Annotated in this window: 6 protein-coding genes and 1 pseudogene; 2 read left to right on the top strand and 5 right to left on the bottom strand. The window is 71.2% G+C overall.

All coding sequences use genetic code 11. The features are described 5' to 3' along the window. Positions 1 to 313: 313 nt before the first annotated feature. Positions 314 to 883: a MepB family protein gene (locus tag ACIOJE_RS40300; protein WP_400783536.1), complete on the bottom strand. Its 570-nt coding sequence runs from the start codon at positions 881 to 883 to the stop codon at positions 314 to 316. A 194-nt stretch (positions 884 to 1,077) separates the two neighbouring features. Between ACIOJE_RS40300 and ACIOJE_RS40305 the strand changes: the two genes are divergently transcribed. Next, on the top strand, positions 1,078 to 1,614 hold the full coding sequence (locus tag ACIOJE_RS40305; RefSeq protein ID WP_400783538.1) for a DUF4240 domain-containing protein: 537 nt from the start codon (positions 1,078 to 1,080) through the stop codon (positions 1,612 to 1,614). Between the two features lie 82 nt (positions 1,615 to 1,696). Then, a pseudogene (locus ACIOJE_RS40310) lies at positions 1,697 to 1,837 on the top strand (transposase); the annotation flags it as partial. A gap of 920 nt (positions 1,838 to 2,757) precedes the next feature. On the opposite strand, the gene ACIOJE_RS40315 reads toward ACIOJE_RS40310, so the two are convergent. From ACIOJE_RS40315 to ACIOJE_RS40330, 4 genes are read right to left on the bottom strand one after another with little or no spacing between them, the layout of a single operon-like run. Then, a complete protein-coding gene (locus tag ACIOJE_RS40315; protein WP_400783541.1) occupies positions 2,758 to 4,416 on the bottom strand; it encodes a hypothetical protein in 1,659 nt (552 codons plus the stop codon). Next, entirely contained in the window at positions 4,413 to 7,943 is a 3,531-nt protein-coding gene (locus ACIOJE_RS40320; protein ID WP_400783544.1) for a hypothetical protein, read from the bottom strand. Before ACIOJE_RS40320 ends, ACIOJE_RS40315 begins: the two co-directional genes overlap by 4 nt. A 17-nt stretch (positions 7,944 to 7,960) precedes the next feature. Continuing rightward, positions 7,961 to 10,144, bottom strand: coding sequence for a hypothetical protein (locus ACIOJE_RS40325; RefSeq protein ID WP_400783547.1), 2,184 nt, complete (start codon positions 10,142 to 10,144; stop codon positions 7,961 to 7,963). Between the two features lie 12 nt (positions 10,145 to 10,156). Then, positions 10,157 to 12,976: a DUF6603 domain-containing protein gene (locus ACIOJE_RS40330; protein ID WP_400783549.1), complete on the bottom strand. Its 2,820-nt coding sequence runs from the start codon at positions 12,974 to 12,976 to the stop codon at positions 10,157 to 10,159. Between the last annotated feature and the right edge of the window lie 655 nt (positions 12,977 to 13,631).

The following is a 13,631-nucleotide window of genomic DNA, read 5'->3' on the forward strand; positions in this document are numbered from 1 at the left end:
CCCGCCCCGCCCCCCCCCGCCCGGGGGGCCCGGGGCGGGGCCCCCGGGGGGGGGGCCCCCCCCCCCCCCCCCCCCCCCCGGGGGGGCCCCCCCCGGGGGGGGGGCGCCCCCCCCGGCCGCATTGGGTCCGAGGACCTCTGTGGGACACCGACGAAACTCCCTGATCAGGACCTTTGTGGGCACTGAGCAAGGCCTGTTCCCACGCTCGACGTGATCGTTTCCCACTAGACGAGTCATTCCGAATGATCAGTGGTCGTAGGCGATCAGGGATCGTGTGACCGGCTGGTCGGTCTTGTGTTGTGCCAGCGCCGTCCTATGGGTGGTAGAGCTCATGGGCGCGGGCGGAGTCGATGGGCCCGTCCTGGTGCAGGTGCAGGAAGTGGTCCAGCTGCCAGGCCTGCGCGCTGCTGGCCTGGCGGTTGGTGGTGGTCACCCAGGGCGGGTAGACGCGGAAGGCTCGTTTCCCACCGACACCGTTTGTTGATACGACACCGTGCTGACGGAGCGCGTCCATGGGAAAGATGAACTGGCCGAAGTGGTGATGGTCGCGGGTGCTGATGACGATGAGGTCGATGGGGTCCGTGGTGTCGAAGGGCTGGATGGGGCCGCCCGGGGACCTCTTCCATACGGTCACGAATTGTCCGACCTTGGTGGGGGTCGTCTTGGCTGCGCGGAACCGGATGGAGAGGCCGTCGAGGGTGAATTCGTGGGCGGCGTAGGCGGCACTCTCGGCTTCGGGAACTGGCTGCGAGCAGGTGAACCCACAGGGGTCGTAGACGAGCGCTTTCACCGCAAGGAGATCGCTGTGAGCCGGGGTGCTGTCCGACCACAGTTTGAGGCCGGTGGGTTGGAGATCGGATGAGTAGTCGCGGTTCGTCGTCATTCGTTCACCCTGCCAGGGATTGGCTCCGAAGATACCTGCTGGCCGGGTCCCGCCTGGGAAGCTGTGCAGCAGAACCAGTGCGCCGACACCAGCGAGTCCACCCACCTCGCGATACCCGCCAACCTGGCCTGCACCGGCTGGAACCTCTCCGGCCGGGACCGCTCTGTCAGAGACCGGTGGCATGCTCAGCGGCCATGGACACCCAGCAGTTCTGGAAGCTGATCGAGGAAGCCCGCTCACAGGTGCCGGCCCCGGACAACGGTGAAGCCGTAGCCCACCGGGCCGCCGCGCTGCTCGCGCTTCGCCCGGCCCAAGAGATCGTCGCCGCCCAGCAGATCCTGTGGGACCTGATGGCCGACTCTTACAGGTCCCCGCTTTGGGGTGCCGCCTACGTGATCAACGGCGGATGCTCCGACGACGGGTTCGATTACTTCCGTGGCTGGCTGATCACACAGGGCCGTACGACCTTCGAGTGCATCATCGCCGATCCTGACGCGCTCGCCGAACTCCCCGCCGTACGCGCCTTTGCCGTAGACGGGATCGACATCGAGTGCGAAGAATCCCTGAGCATCGCCTGGGACGCCCACCGGATTGCCACCGGGGAGAACCTCCCCAACGACGCCTTCACCATCCGGCACCCGGCTCTGGATCCGGTATGGGACTTCGACTTTGATGACGGCGACGAGCTGAGCCGGCGGCTGCCTCGCCTGACAGCGCTGTACTCGGACTAGGGCGGGTATCGGGTCGTGATCAATTTGTGGGATTCGCTCTCGCAGTGAGGCCTGATCCTGTAGATCATGCCGCGCGACGCGAATGCAACTGACTGGTGCGGAACGGGAGTTCATCGAGCCGTACCTGCCGATCGGTGAGTACGGCCCGTACCCCGAGCGGCTGCGGCAGCAGTTCGAGGGCGTGATCCGGCGCTTCAAGACGGGCGGGCAGTGGCGGGAGGTGCTGACATGGCCGCAGCTCCTGGCCGAGGTTGTGCCTGCTTCCCACCCCAAGGATCCCGTTGTGGCGGACCCGAAGTGGACCTGGGGCTGGGTCACTGGAACCGTGTACTTCGACAAGAACGAAACCGGCCACGTAGCGGCGGACTCTGCGTTCCTGGCGGTTGTCTTCGTTGCTGCTCCGCCGCCGTTCAACGTATACGGGGTCCTGAACGCGACAAACATTTCGCGAGTTGCCTGGAACGCCCAGAACGACAACCAGTGCGTGGAAATCAAGATACCCCTGTTCACGGCCTACGAGTACAGTGGCGGGTACGGTAACCAACCGTCCAGAAGGGCGAACGGCATGGGAAGTTCCGCGCACGTAATGGTGCCGCCGCTCCTTGTGGCCGCGGCAGTTCTGCTCGCCGTCAGGTTGGTTCGGCAACGACGGAGCGGTCACCCTGTACAGCTGCTACCGCGGTCGATGCCGGCCCGGATGATCGCGTTGGCTGTCATCGCCCTGGCGATGATCTCAGGCGCGTTGGCTGGCGACCCCTGGGCGGCGCTCGTACCCGCCGTCACGCTCGGTGGACTGGTGGGTGCCTTCGTGGATCTTCGCTACGGTTCCCCTCGCTGACGCTGTCCAAGAGTGCGGCCCGGATGGTCTGACCATCCGGGCCGCACCTTCGGCTTTGGGGCGGGTCAGGAAGTCCGCGGTGCTCTTCTCCGCTCCGCATCCGGCTCTCCACGTGTCTTGCCCGGTGGTCAGCCCGTGAGGGTTGCCGGTTCGATCGTCCACGGGGTCGGGACACGTGCCCCGCGGTACCGGTGGCGCACGATGGCGACGCTGGATGCGCCGGTGAACGCGACCGATCCGTCTGCGAATCTGCAGCCCTGGTCACAGAACCGCCGCAGGGCTGCCGCGGCCTGTCTGAGTGCGGCTCAGCGCATGTAGAACAGGTAGATCTTGTCGTTGAAGACGGTCATGGCGGCCGCGTCCTTGGTGGTGTTGGTGACGAGGGATGAGGCCCTGCCCCACGAGCTCGAGCTACTGGGTTGCGTTTGCTGAATGAGGTACGCGTCGTCCTCGCCGTGGCGGACGAGGTAGATGGTCTGGCCGAGTGTGGCCAGGGCGGCCGGCCCGTGCGGGTTGGGTTGCTCCCCGTCGTAGATTGTGCCGATTTGGTTGAAGGGCGTCTGGGTCTGCAGCCACCTCCCGCCGCTGTTGACGAGTGCGTGCAGTGCTTGGGTTCCGGCCGTCCGGCCGGGGCCGATGGTCAGGGCTGCGGCGCCGGAGCTTGTGGCGGTCACCAACTGTGACGCTGTACTCCAGCTCGTCCCGTTGTACGTGGTCCAGAGCACCCGACTGTCGTCGGCCCGGAACACGCAGTACAGCTTGCCTTCGAAGGTGGCGATGGCCGGTGCGTGTGTGGTGTACAGGTCGATCAGCTGGGGTTCGCTCCAGCGTGTCCCGTCGTACGTGCTCCAGGCCAGCCTGTTGTCCATGCCCCGGAAGACGCAGTACAGCTTGGAGTTGAACGAGGCCAGCGCCGGGTTGTCGGGGCTGCGGAAGTCGAGGGTCTCGTCGGGGAGCCAGTCCACGCCGTCGGCGGAGGCGGTCCACATGAGGTAGTCGCCGATCAGGGCCCGGTGCACGCAGTGCAGGCGCCCGTTGTGGGCGGCGACGGCCGGCGGCTTGGCCCCGGAGTGCACCGATACCGCGACCGGGGCGCTCCAGCCGTCCTTGGCGGTGAAGTTCATGCACATCAGGTTGGAGAGGCGCAGGGTACTCAGGGTGCCCTTGACGTAGAGGTTGGTGACTTCCAGGTCTGGCACCGTGACGGTCACGAGGGTGGTGAGCGTGCGCTCGACGGTCGTGTTGCCGGACTGCGCCGTGCCGCGCAGGTAGAACGGCGTGGTCTGCCTGAGGTTGTTGACCGTGTAGGTGCGGACCTTGGTGACGTCGATCTCGGCCGTTCCGTAGAGGAGCTTGTAGGTGGCGCCCTCGGATGCCTCCCAGGTGAGCGTGGTGCTGCCGCTGTGTTCGAGGGAGATCGGGTTGGCGCGGAGGTTGTCGAGCCGGAAGGTGGGCGGGAACTTGCCGACGGGCAGCAGGTCGATGTCGTCCTTGTAGGAGCCGGTGCCGACCCGGCGCCAGCTGACGACGACGGTGAGCGGGACCGTGCCGACCTGGCGGTTGACGGGGATGTTGCGCAGCTGGATGGTGACGCCCTGGCCGGGGTCCACGACGGTGGCGCCGCCCGGCGCGTTGAAGACGATCTCCTGCTCGGCCTCGTTGTGGGAGGGGGTCCAGCTCGTGCCGCCGTGGTTGACGGTGGCCTCGATCTCCTTCAGGTGTTCGGTCAGGGCGTGGGAGAGGTCACCGATCGGGAAGCCGACGGTGATGCGCCGGATCTCGATCTGGTTGAAGCCCTGGTGGCTGCCGACGATCACGATGTCGGCCTTCTCCAGCGGTCCGGTGGCGGGCGAGACGCGCACCGGGTCGGGGCTGGTGTTCATCTCGTACGCCAGCCCGGACTGGTCGGAGGAGGCGGTCTCGGGCCCTTCGGAGGCGACGGACTGGGAGACGGTCAGGCTCATGGGGTGGGTCCGTTCTGGCTGTGGTTGGCGGCGGTGAGGGCGTCGCCGAGGACCAGGAAGCCGGAGCGGACTTCCGGGCGGCCCAGCGGCAGGGCGGCGGGGTCGGGGACGGTGATGGGCAGGGTGCGCCAGCCGGTGCCGTGCGGTTCGGCCCAGGCCCAGGTGCCGGTGACCGTGGCGGGGGCGGGCATGACCGCAGTGCCGGCGGCCTCGGCGGCCAGCAGCGGGCCGGCGCGGAAGCCGACGGTCATGCGGGCCAGGGCCCGTGCGGTGAACTCCTGTGGGACGTGGACGGTGCCGGTCGGCAGGATGTCGGTGGTGGCGTGGACGGCTACGCGCGGGTCGACCAGGAGGGTGGCCAGGGCCGGTTGCCCGCCGAAGGAGAGGCGGACGGGCGGTTCGCCGTCGGCGGGGATCTGGCGCAGGTAGCCGCCGTGGTCGCCGCGCGGTGCGATGACGGTCTCGAAGTGGTCGTAGTCGTCGTCCAGGACGCAGCCGATGAGGCCGTCGTCGGTGTGCGCGGGTTCGCCGAGCCGTACGAACCACTGATAGTCGGGCAGGTCCGGCTCCGGCGGGTCGATGACCTGCGTCCAGGCGACCGTCCTGCGGGCGGGGCCGCACAGTTCCAGGTCCAGGCGGGTGCGGACCAGGGCGAGGGGCCGGCCCAGCAGGAAGCCGAGTCCGGTGTCCTCGGACCCGTCGGGGTCGATCATGGCGAGGGAGTCGTCCAGGGTGGCGCGCACCGCGGCCAGGACGGCCGGGCCGCGTCGCCGGATGGCGGCGAGGAAGCGGTAGGCGTGCTTGGAGAGGGCTTCCAGCTGGGCGAGTTCGGTGATGGGTGAACCGGGCAGGGCGACCCACTCGACGACGCGCGGGCCGTCCGGGGACAGGACTTCGCGCAGTTCGCCCAGCGCCACGCCCTCGGCGTCGAAGCAGGCCAGGGTGCGGTCGAGGCGGTTGTGCAGCAGCCAGGCGCAGACCGGGTTGGCGCCGGGGGTGACGGCGATGTCCTCGTCCTGGCCGCCGGCGAGGAAGTCCAGGCGCAGCCGGGCGGGTTGGAGCAGGCGCGGGCCCAGTTCGATGAGGCGGTCGGCGGCGAGGTCGTGGACGGGGTGGTCGGGGATCATCGGGTCGGGTCGTACGGGCTCGAAGTGCAGTTCGTCCTCGATGAGGTTGACGGCCCGGCCGAATCGGTCCACGACCGAGAGGCGGGTGAACGCCATCTGCCCGGCGCGCAGTTCGTGGAAGACGGAGTCCTTCCAGGGCTGGCCGCCGTACTTCGGCGGGGTGCCGGGGACCGGGGCCTGGCTGTCGATCCGGCCGGTGAGGTTCTCGACGGCCTCGGGCGGGCGCCGGCCCGCACGGGGTTCGCGCTGCCTGAGGGTTGCGCCGAACCCGTCGAGGCTCTGGGAGAGCAGGTCTTTGCGCCGGGCGTCCTCGCGCAGTTGGCGCATCAGCTCCTGGGGGAGGTCGGCGCGGTAGGCCGCGTGGTTGTCGATCTGTCCGGCGAGGGCGTGTCCGGCGCTGGGCGTGAGGATCTGGCGGCCCATCATCTCGACGGGCTCGGGGACCTCCCCCTCGCCGGTCCAGCGGTAGCGGGTGCCGTCGAAGCGCCAACGGGCCTGGCCGTCCTCCGCGTAGGCCAGCGGCGTGTAGCTGGCCTTCCACATGAGGTAGAGCGGCTGCCAGGGCTGGCGCCACGCCTCGGTGCCGTACTCGGGGAGCGCGCCGGTGACCTGCTCCGGTTTGACGGTCCCCGGGTCGGGGGTGCGGGCGAGGATGAAGAACTCGGTGAGGGCGGCCGGGACGACGGCGGGCAGCCCGCCGGTGGCGATCTGGGCGACGTCGGTGACGACCGTGCCTGCGTTGATCGCTCCGATCGCGGTGACCAGGCGGTCGGCGGGCCGGCAGGGCAGGGCGGAGCCGCGGGTGAGTGGGGCGTTGAGGTTCGCGCCCTGCAGGAGGACCACGGGGTCGGTGGAGTCCTCGTAGGGTTCGGCGGGCATGCGCTTGAGGATCCCGGCCGAACGCATCCCCTGCCGGGCGGCGTACGCGGCGGCGTTCGTCTCCAGCTCTGCGGGTGTGGTGCCCCACGGGATCTCGGCGCGCTTGGCGGCAAGGCGGCGGGCGAGTTCGGTGACACGGCCGGCGGCGCCGTCGGGTACGGCGGGGTTCAGCTCGTCGTCGATGCGGTCCGCGAAGTCGGGGTGGGGCCGGTTCTCCAGGGAGAGCGCCCACAGGAGGTAGAGGCGTTCCTGGGCGGCGGCCAGGTCGCGGGCGAGCGCGTCGTGCTCGGCCTGGAGGCGGTTGAGGCCGGCGACGACGTTCTCCTCCGACTCCCGGCGGGCGGCGCGCTGGGCGGTGGTGAGCGCGGCGCGGGCCTCGGCCGTGTCGCCGTCCACGACGCGCCAGGTGAAGCCGGCGGTGGCCGGGCCGAAGCCGGTGGCGTGGGCGGCGCGCGCGGTCAGGTCGTCCCCTGCCCCGTCGTCGCGGTCCAGGGCATCCAGGGTGCCCAGAGTGAACGCCCCGAACAGGCGGGCCTCGTCGGCGCTGAGCGCGCCCTCGCCGCCGCTCTGCTCGGGGAGGGCGGCCAGGGCCTCGGCGGCGCTGTTGGCCACGCAGACCGCGATGTTGTCGGGGCCCGGGCAGTCCGACACGGGGACGCCGCCCTCGGGCTGCCAGAGGACGCCGAGCGCACTGCCGGTGTACAGGGTGCGGTCAGTGGTGCTGGTGGCGGCCGGGGCGAGCCATTCGAGGCGCTCCAGCAGCTGGGCGAGCGGTTCGCCGGTGGCGGCGATGTCGGCTGCGGGGTCGGAGTACCAGCCGCTCACGTGGTAGCTGAGGCGGGCGTCGCCGTCCACGTCGTCCAGCGGGTCGTGGAGCGAGAAGACGTTCTCGTTGTACGGCTGGAAGGCGGTGAACGTCAGCAGGCCGGAGCCGATCGCGGTCAGGAACGGCGTGCGGGCGTCGGCGGGCTCGCGCCACGGCTGCTCGGCGGTCAGCTCGTGCCGGCGCCCGATGAAGGTGGCCTTCAACTCGCCGTCGTCGTCGCTGTTGCCGTCCGGGTCGAGGTAGGAGACGGTGCCGGGCACCACGTGCTGGCCGTCGTCTCGGGTGCCGAGGTAGTCGCTCTGCACGACCCAGGCGCGGGTCTGGCGGGTGTCGGCGCGGTAGCGGACCACCAGCCAGCGGTTGGGGACGAGGGGGAAGTCGCCGATCCCCTCGATCTCGTCGTGGCGGCCGCGGGTGAGGGCTTCGGGGAGTTGCCACTGGAGGTAGACGCCGCACCGGCCGGGGTCGTTGCTCCAGTCCTCGAAGGTGAACGGCACGGGTTCGGGCGGCAGATTGTCCCAGGCCAGGGCGGTGAAGTCGGCCTGCCAGCGTTGCCAGATGAAGCTGCCGTCGGTGATGCGGGTCTGGTCGTTGACCGCGAGGGCGGCGACCTCGACCGGGACGACGAGGGTGTTGTCCGCCGTCATCTCCCGCTGCCCGGTCGTCGTCTGCCGTGTGGTGTGCTGCGTTGTCATCGTCTGCTTCCTGGAGGTCACGGCCGGACGAATTCCTGGAGTTGCGGGGCCTTGATCATCTGGAGGGCGAACTGGGCCGAGCTCAGTGGCGTGTTGTCGTGTGCCGCGCCGAGGGCGGTCAGCAGCGCGTCGCCCGGGCCCGCGACGTTGAGCACGTCCCGGCCGCCGGGGCGTAGGAAGCGGGCGAAGCGGTCGTCGGCCGGGTCGGCGGGGAACTCGCCCATCGGCGCGCCGACGGACGCCCCGGTGATCTGCCGCAGCTCGATCGTGCCGATGTCGCTGAACCCGAAGTGCAGGCCCTGTGGCGGCTCGGCCAGCGTGAACGTGTCGATGACCTCCGGGTAGAGCATGAGCAGCACGTCGTCCCCGTAGACGGTGCGCCGCACCGGCTCGACGCTCTCGCCGTCGCGGGAGGCCGCCATGATGATCTTCGGCCAGTTGGGGACGAGGTCCGAACGCACCAGTACCGCGCACGGCGGCGGGGCGGCGACGTCGGCGGCGAGTTGGTTGAGGTCGGCGTCCAGGGCGTGGCCCACGCCGACGCTGAGCGCGCCGTCCACGGCCGCGCGCACCCAGTCCGGGTCGGTGTAGGCGAAGCGGATGGACTCGGGCGGCAGCATCGCGGGGTCGGGCACCAGGTGCTCGAACGGGATCATCTCCAGGAGCGGCAACCGTGCCAGCCACGCGGCGACCGGGTCCAGTTCGTGCGAGAGGGCCGCACGCAGCAGGCCGTGGGTCTCGGCCTGGGCGACGGTGGCTCGCAGTGTCGCCGCCGCGAGCGCGCCGGGGCCTGTCGCACGCGTTGCGGCGGCGCGGCGGTGTCCGACCGCGATCTGCGCGCCTGCCGTGTCCAGTGCGCGGCTGAGCCGCGCGCCGTCGGCCTCGGTCAGCAGCCGGTCGAACGCGTCACGTGCCGGGTGGCCGGTCAGCGCCTCGACGGTGGCCGCGCGTCCGGCGGGACCGGAGCGGGTGAGCAGGCGGCGCGCCGCGCTGCGGGCGGCCTTGCGGAACTCCATCAGGGCGGTGTGGAACTGGGCGTCGCCGAGGGATAGTTGGCGGCCGAGGCTGAACGCGGCGGCATAGCCGGTGTCGAAGACGCCGTGCCGCTCCACATAGACCAGGGCCTCGCCGGCCGACTCCAGGCGCTCACGGCCCTCGCCGGGCGCGGGCAGTTTCTGGGCCGGGGCGGCGGTGAGCGGGCCGCGGTAGTAGGCGAGGGTGCGCTCGCCGGAGTCCAGGCGTTGGGGAAGGGCGGCGGCCCCGGACTCCAGCCGGTCCAGGGCCTCGCGCTGGGCCTCGGTGGGCTGCGCGGGCCGCTGGGCGCGGCGGCGCAGCAGCAGGTCGGGTCGGGCGTCGGGGCCGGTGGCGAGGTTGTGGGCGAGGTCGCCGAAGCCGACGCCGGTGTCGTACACGGACTCGAACGACCACGACCACAGGGAGACCATCCGCAGCCCCTCGGCGGGCGGGGCCGTGCCGTCCAGGTAGTCCTCGAAGCCGTCGAGGGAGACCAGGTGGACGACGTGCATGCCGCCGTTCACGGCCGGGAAGCGGTTGGCGACGACGACCGCGTTCAGGTCCTCGACGTCGGGCTCCGGCTCGGGCTCGTCCGCCGCGCGGGTGTGGGTGGCGTCGGGGGGCCCGCCTTCGCGGACGTGGGCGAGCATGCCCATCTCGGCGGGGGTGGGGGCGAGGGCGGTGAACTGGGCGCCGGGCACCAGGACGGTGGTGCAGACGGTGTCCCACTCGTCGTCGAAGATGTACTCGTCCTCGATCTTGGGTGGCCGGCCGGGCTTCTCGCGGCCCAGGAGCTGGCGGACCGTCAGGACGTCGACCGCGCCGACCGCCTGCGCATCGCCGGGCAGTTCGCCCTCACGGAAGACGAGCAGGGCCATCCAGGGCACGCTCCTGGCCTGCCCGCGCAGCCGGCGCAGCCACGGCAGGGCGGGGGTGTCCAGGGTGATGTGCGGCAGGATCTGGCTGTACGAGCCGCTCGCCCCAGGCAGCGGGTAGCAGGCCTGGACGTCGGTGGGTGCGATGGTGAACCGCAGTTCCCGCACATCGAAGCGCTGCTGGTGCGCGGGCAGGGTGGCGCCGGTCGCATCCAGGGTCTGATCGACGGTGATGGTGTGCTTGCCGGCGGACAGGGACGGGATGCGGTGGTCGAACAGCCGCATCCGGTGCTCGACGTTGGGCGTGGTCACGGGGCGTACCTCTCAGCTGGCCGACACGAGCAGGGGCGCGGCGGTGAAGGCGGTCTCGCAGGCGCGGACATACCCGGGCAGGTCGCCGTCGAGCCCACCGAGGCCGACGCCGAAGCCGGTGAAGGCGTCGGCGAGGGCGCGCCGGGCGGCGCGCTGCGGGGCGGCGTCGACGGTGGTGCGGATGCGGTCGATGACAGCGGCCCCGGCGAGGCGGCGCGGCTCGGGGCCGACGGGGCCCGCGTCGGGATCGAGCGGCTGGTCGCCGGGCTCCATCGGGTCGAAGGCCAGGTGCTCGGCGGAGATGTAGCCGGTGGACCTGCCGTTCTCGGTCGCCGGGGAGGCCAGCCTGACGCCGGTCAGCTGCTCGTGGATCAGCTGGGCGCCGGGTGCGGGCAGCACGTTCGGGGCGCCCGTGCCCCACAGGGACTGCGGCACGGAGGTCCGGCTGAACGTGGCGTGCCAGCTGTCGGTCAGCAGCACCGGGGCGCCCTCCAGAGTGAGCGCGACGACCTGGGTGCTGGTGCGTCCCGTTTCGCCCATGGGCCGCACGCCGATCCGGCTGCCGCGCTCCACCGGCGCATGGGAGCGGCGGTCGAGATACATCTCGGTGATGGGAACGGCGGACTCGACGTTGAAGTCGAATCCCGCCGAGGAGACGAGCCAGGCCTGCCCGTGCCCGCCGCCCACCGGGTCGTCGCTGATCAGACCCGCGCCGGCGTGGATCTGTACGAGACTGCCGGGCGGGGGCAGCATGTCCTGGAAACCGGCCCAGTCCAGATACTTCGCACCCTCGTCGCGTTTGGCCCCGAACTTGATGGTGAACGAGATGAACCACAGGTGGACGGTGGCCTCGCCGCCGGTCGGCGGCCCGAACAGGCTCAGGCTCGCGCCGATCTCGATCCTGATGGTGATCTTGACGAAGAGGATCTTGACCTGGGCCTGGACGCCGATCCTGACACTGATGCCGATATCGAAATGGAACGGGCGCCACTGGATGAGCGCGTCCGCCCTGGCGACGAGCCAGGCGCGCAGCATCCCGGAGTGGAAGTTCACCTCCAGCTCGCCGCCGAGCATCACGGCGGACGGGGTGATCGCGAAGTAGACGCCGCCGGAGACGGTGACGCTGCCCGTCAGGTCCCAGTCGAAGCCGAGCCGGGCCGGCGCCGGGTAGTGGTCGGGCCGCTGGTACCTGGGGTGGTAGCCGCCGAGGGTGAAGACGAAGTCCCCGGCCTGTCGGCTTGGCCCGTACCAGGTGGCGAGCGCGACGCCGCCGCGCAGTCGGCAGTTCGGGTCCAGGAGGAAGGAGTTGCGGGTCAGCGCGGCAGCCAGCCGCAGCTCGCCCTTGTTCGGCTTGAGGACGACCTCGATACCGAGCTCGGCCTTGGCGTACTTGCGGTCGCCGTTCGGCGGGTACTCGGTGGCGGCGAGTCCGAGCAGGGCGATGGTGAGGTCCGCGCCGGTCTGCACGACCGCCATCGCGCTGCCCGTGACGGCCTCGAAGCAGCTGAACGCCAGCCCGGCCGCCACCCACAGCTCGTCCTGGGCCGGGCGCACCCAGGGATCGGCGCCGCCGGTGATCGCCTTCAGGATCTGCACCGGATCGCTGCTGCCCCCGATCGTCCCGGGGGTGTCGAGCGCGGCGATGAACGGGAAGTCGTTCATCGCCTCCACCTCCGGCAGCCGGATCCGGCTGTTCCAGCCCAGGCCGAGCGCGATTCCGCGCACCTGGAACGGCGACGGCCCGATGCCCTTGTCCGAGCCGAGTGCGCCGAACGCGAAGACGGACGGCTGGAGCCCGGAGTCCTGCGGCACGACGTAGGCGCCCACCGCACTGCCGGACACCACACCGGCATCCACCAGCAGCACACCGCCCAGCACCGTGCGGTACGGCGGTGTGGCGGACAGAGCCACCAGGGCGCCGTTGACCGACAGCGGCGGGTTGTTGTAGCTGATCACGACGCCGTCACCGTCGGACGGCTTGCCGATGCCCCAGCCGCGCGGGCTGCGGGCTGCGGGGGCCGGGGCGAGGACGGTGAAGCCCTCGGGCCCGGCGAAGGCGAGAAGGCCGCGGCGTCGCACCGGCAACGGGCGCGCCGGTTCAGGCCTCGCCGGCAGGGCCCGGCCGAGCCCGTCACGGCGCGCCGCATCGAGCACGGGCCGCGCGTGATCACCGCCGCCGCGCACCGGCACGAGCACGGGGCCTGGCATCACCAGCCAGGTCCCGGCGGGCAGCCCCCCGGCGAGCGCCGGCACGGGCGCCCCTTCGGCCGTCAACTCGGCTTCGGCAGAAGCAATCTGCTCCTGCGTCAGATCGCTGTCCGTGGCGACGATCCGCCAGGCCTGCCCGACGCGGTCCTGGAATTCGGCGACGAGCAGCCGCACGCCCTGGCACAGCAGCGCCAGTCGCACGCTCGGGCCGGTGCCCGTGAGCAGCAGGCGTTCGGCATCGGCCCGCACGTCGAACCGCGTGAGAGCGGCGGCCGATGGCAAGGGGGCGCACTCCAGGCCGAGGCCGCGCGCCAGCGGATGGGCCGGGACGCCGGGTTCTGCGGGCTCGGCCGCGAGCGTCACCGCGGCCACCTCGCCGCCCTGGCCGTGGAAGGTGACGCGTACGGGCACCGGCTCGGCGCGCAGTGCGGAGACTGCGGCACCGGCAGCCTCAAGGTCGGCCTCACCGTCGCCAGTTGCGTGCTCCAGCCGCAGTACGCCGTCGGTGACGACCGCGAGGAACGGGTCGTACCGGAACCCGAACGCCTCCCCGGAGAGTTCCACCGGAGCAGCGGAACCTCCACCGTCGAACAGCTTGCGCAGATCCTCCACCTGAAGCGCCACAAGATCCCTTCCCTCGAACGGAACGGGCAGGCCGCGCAGCCGTGCGACGGCGATGCCTGGGCCGGAGACTGGCGGGTCCCGCCATCCCGGCGCGCGCGGGCATGGCCAGTCCCAAGATCAGAAGGAACCTATCGAAGCAACCACCGGCGAGACAGGACCGAAACGCGCCATAACGGTGAGTGTTCGATGATCACCACTCCGTAGTGCACTTTCATGCGCAATCCCGGCCGCGGCCGAGCGCCGCAGCAAAGCGACGACAGGACGTGCGGGCCACACGAACCATGCCCCGCGTGTCCGAAAACCCCACACAGAGCTACTGATCGGTACAGGAAGCCGGACTGTCACCCGCCTGTGAGACGGAGCAGGCGGCACCGAGCTCCGCCCCTCGCCCGGTTGTGACGCCTCGATTGTTCCTCACGAGGCCGCATCGCCCACCCGGGCGCGACCCCCCAACCCCCGAACCAGCCCTGAACAACGGAAACGGATCTGGCCTCCTGCGGTTTCACAGGAGGCCAGATCCGCTTCCGCCATGCAATAGGGCCGGGGGGGGGGCGCGGCGGGGGGGGGGGGGGGCCCCCCCGGGGGGGGGGGGGGGGGGGGGCGGGGGGGGGGGGCGGGCCCCCCCCCCCCCCGGGCGCGGGGGGCCGGCGCACCG

The organism is Kitasatospora sp. NPDC087861 (genome assembly GCF_044742585.1).
Lineage (GTDB): Bacteria > Actinomycetota > Actinomycetes > Streptomycetales > Streptomycetaceae > Kitasatospora.

Coding starts and splice junctions, on each gene's coding strand:
- ACIOJE_RS40320 (WP_400783544.1), bottom strand. CDS start 7,943: ATGACAACGCAGCACACCACACGGCAGACGACGACCGGGCAGCGGGAG.
- ACIOJE_RS40315 (WP_400783541.1), bottom strand. CDS start 4,416: ATGAGCCTGACCGTCTCCCAGTCCGTCGCCTCCGAAGGGCCCGAGACC.
- ACIOJE_RS40305 (WP_400783538.1), top strand. CDS start 1,078: ATGGACACCCAGCAGTTCTGGAAGCTGATCGAGGAAGCCCGCTCACAG.
- ACIOJE_RS40300 (WP_400783536.1), bottom strand. CDS start 883: ATGACGACGAACCGCGACTACTCATCCGATCTCCAACCCACCGGCCTC.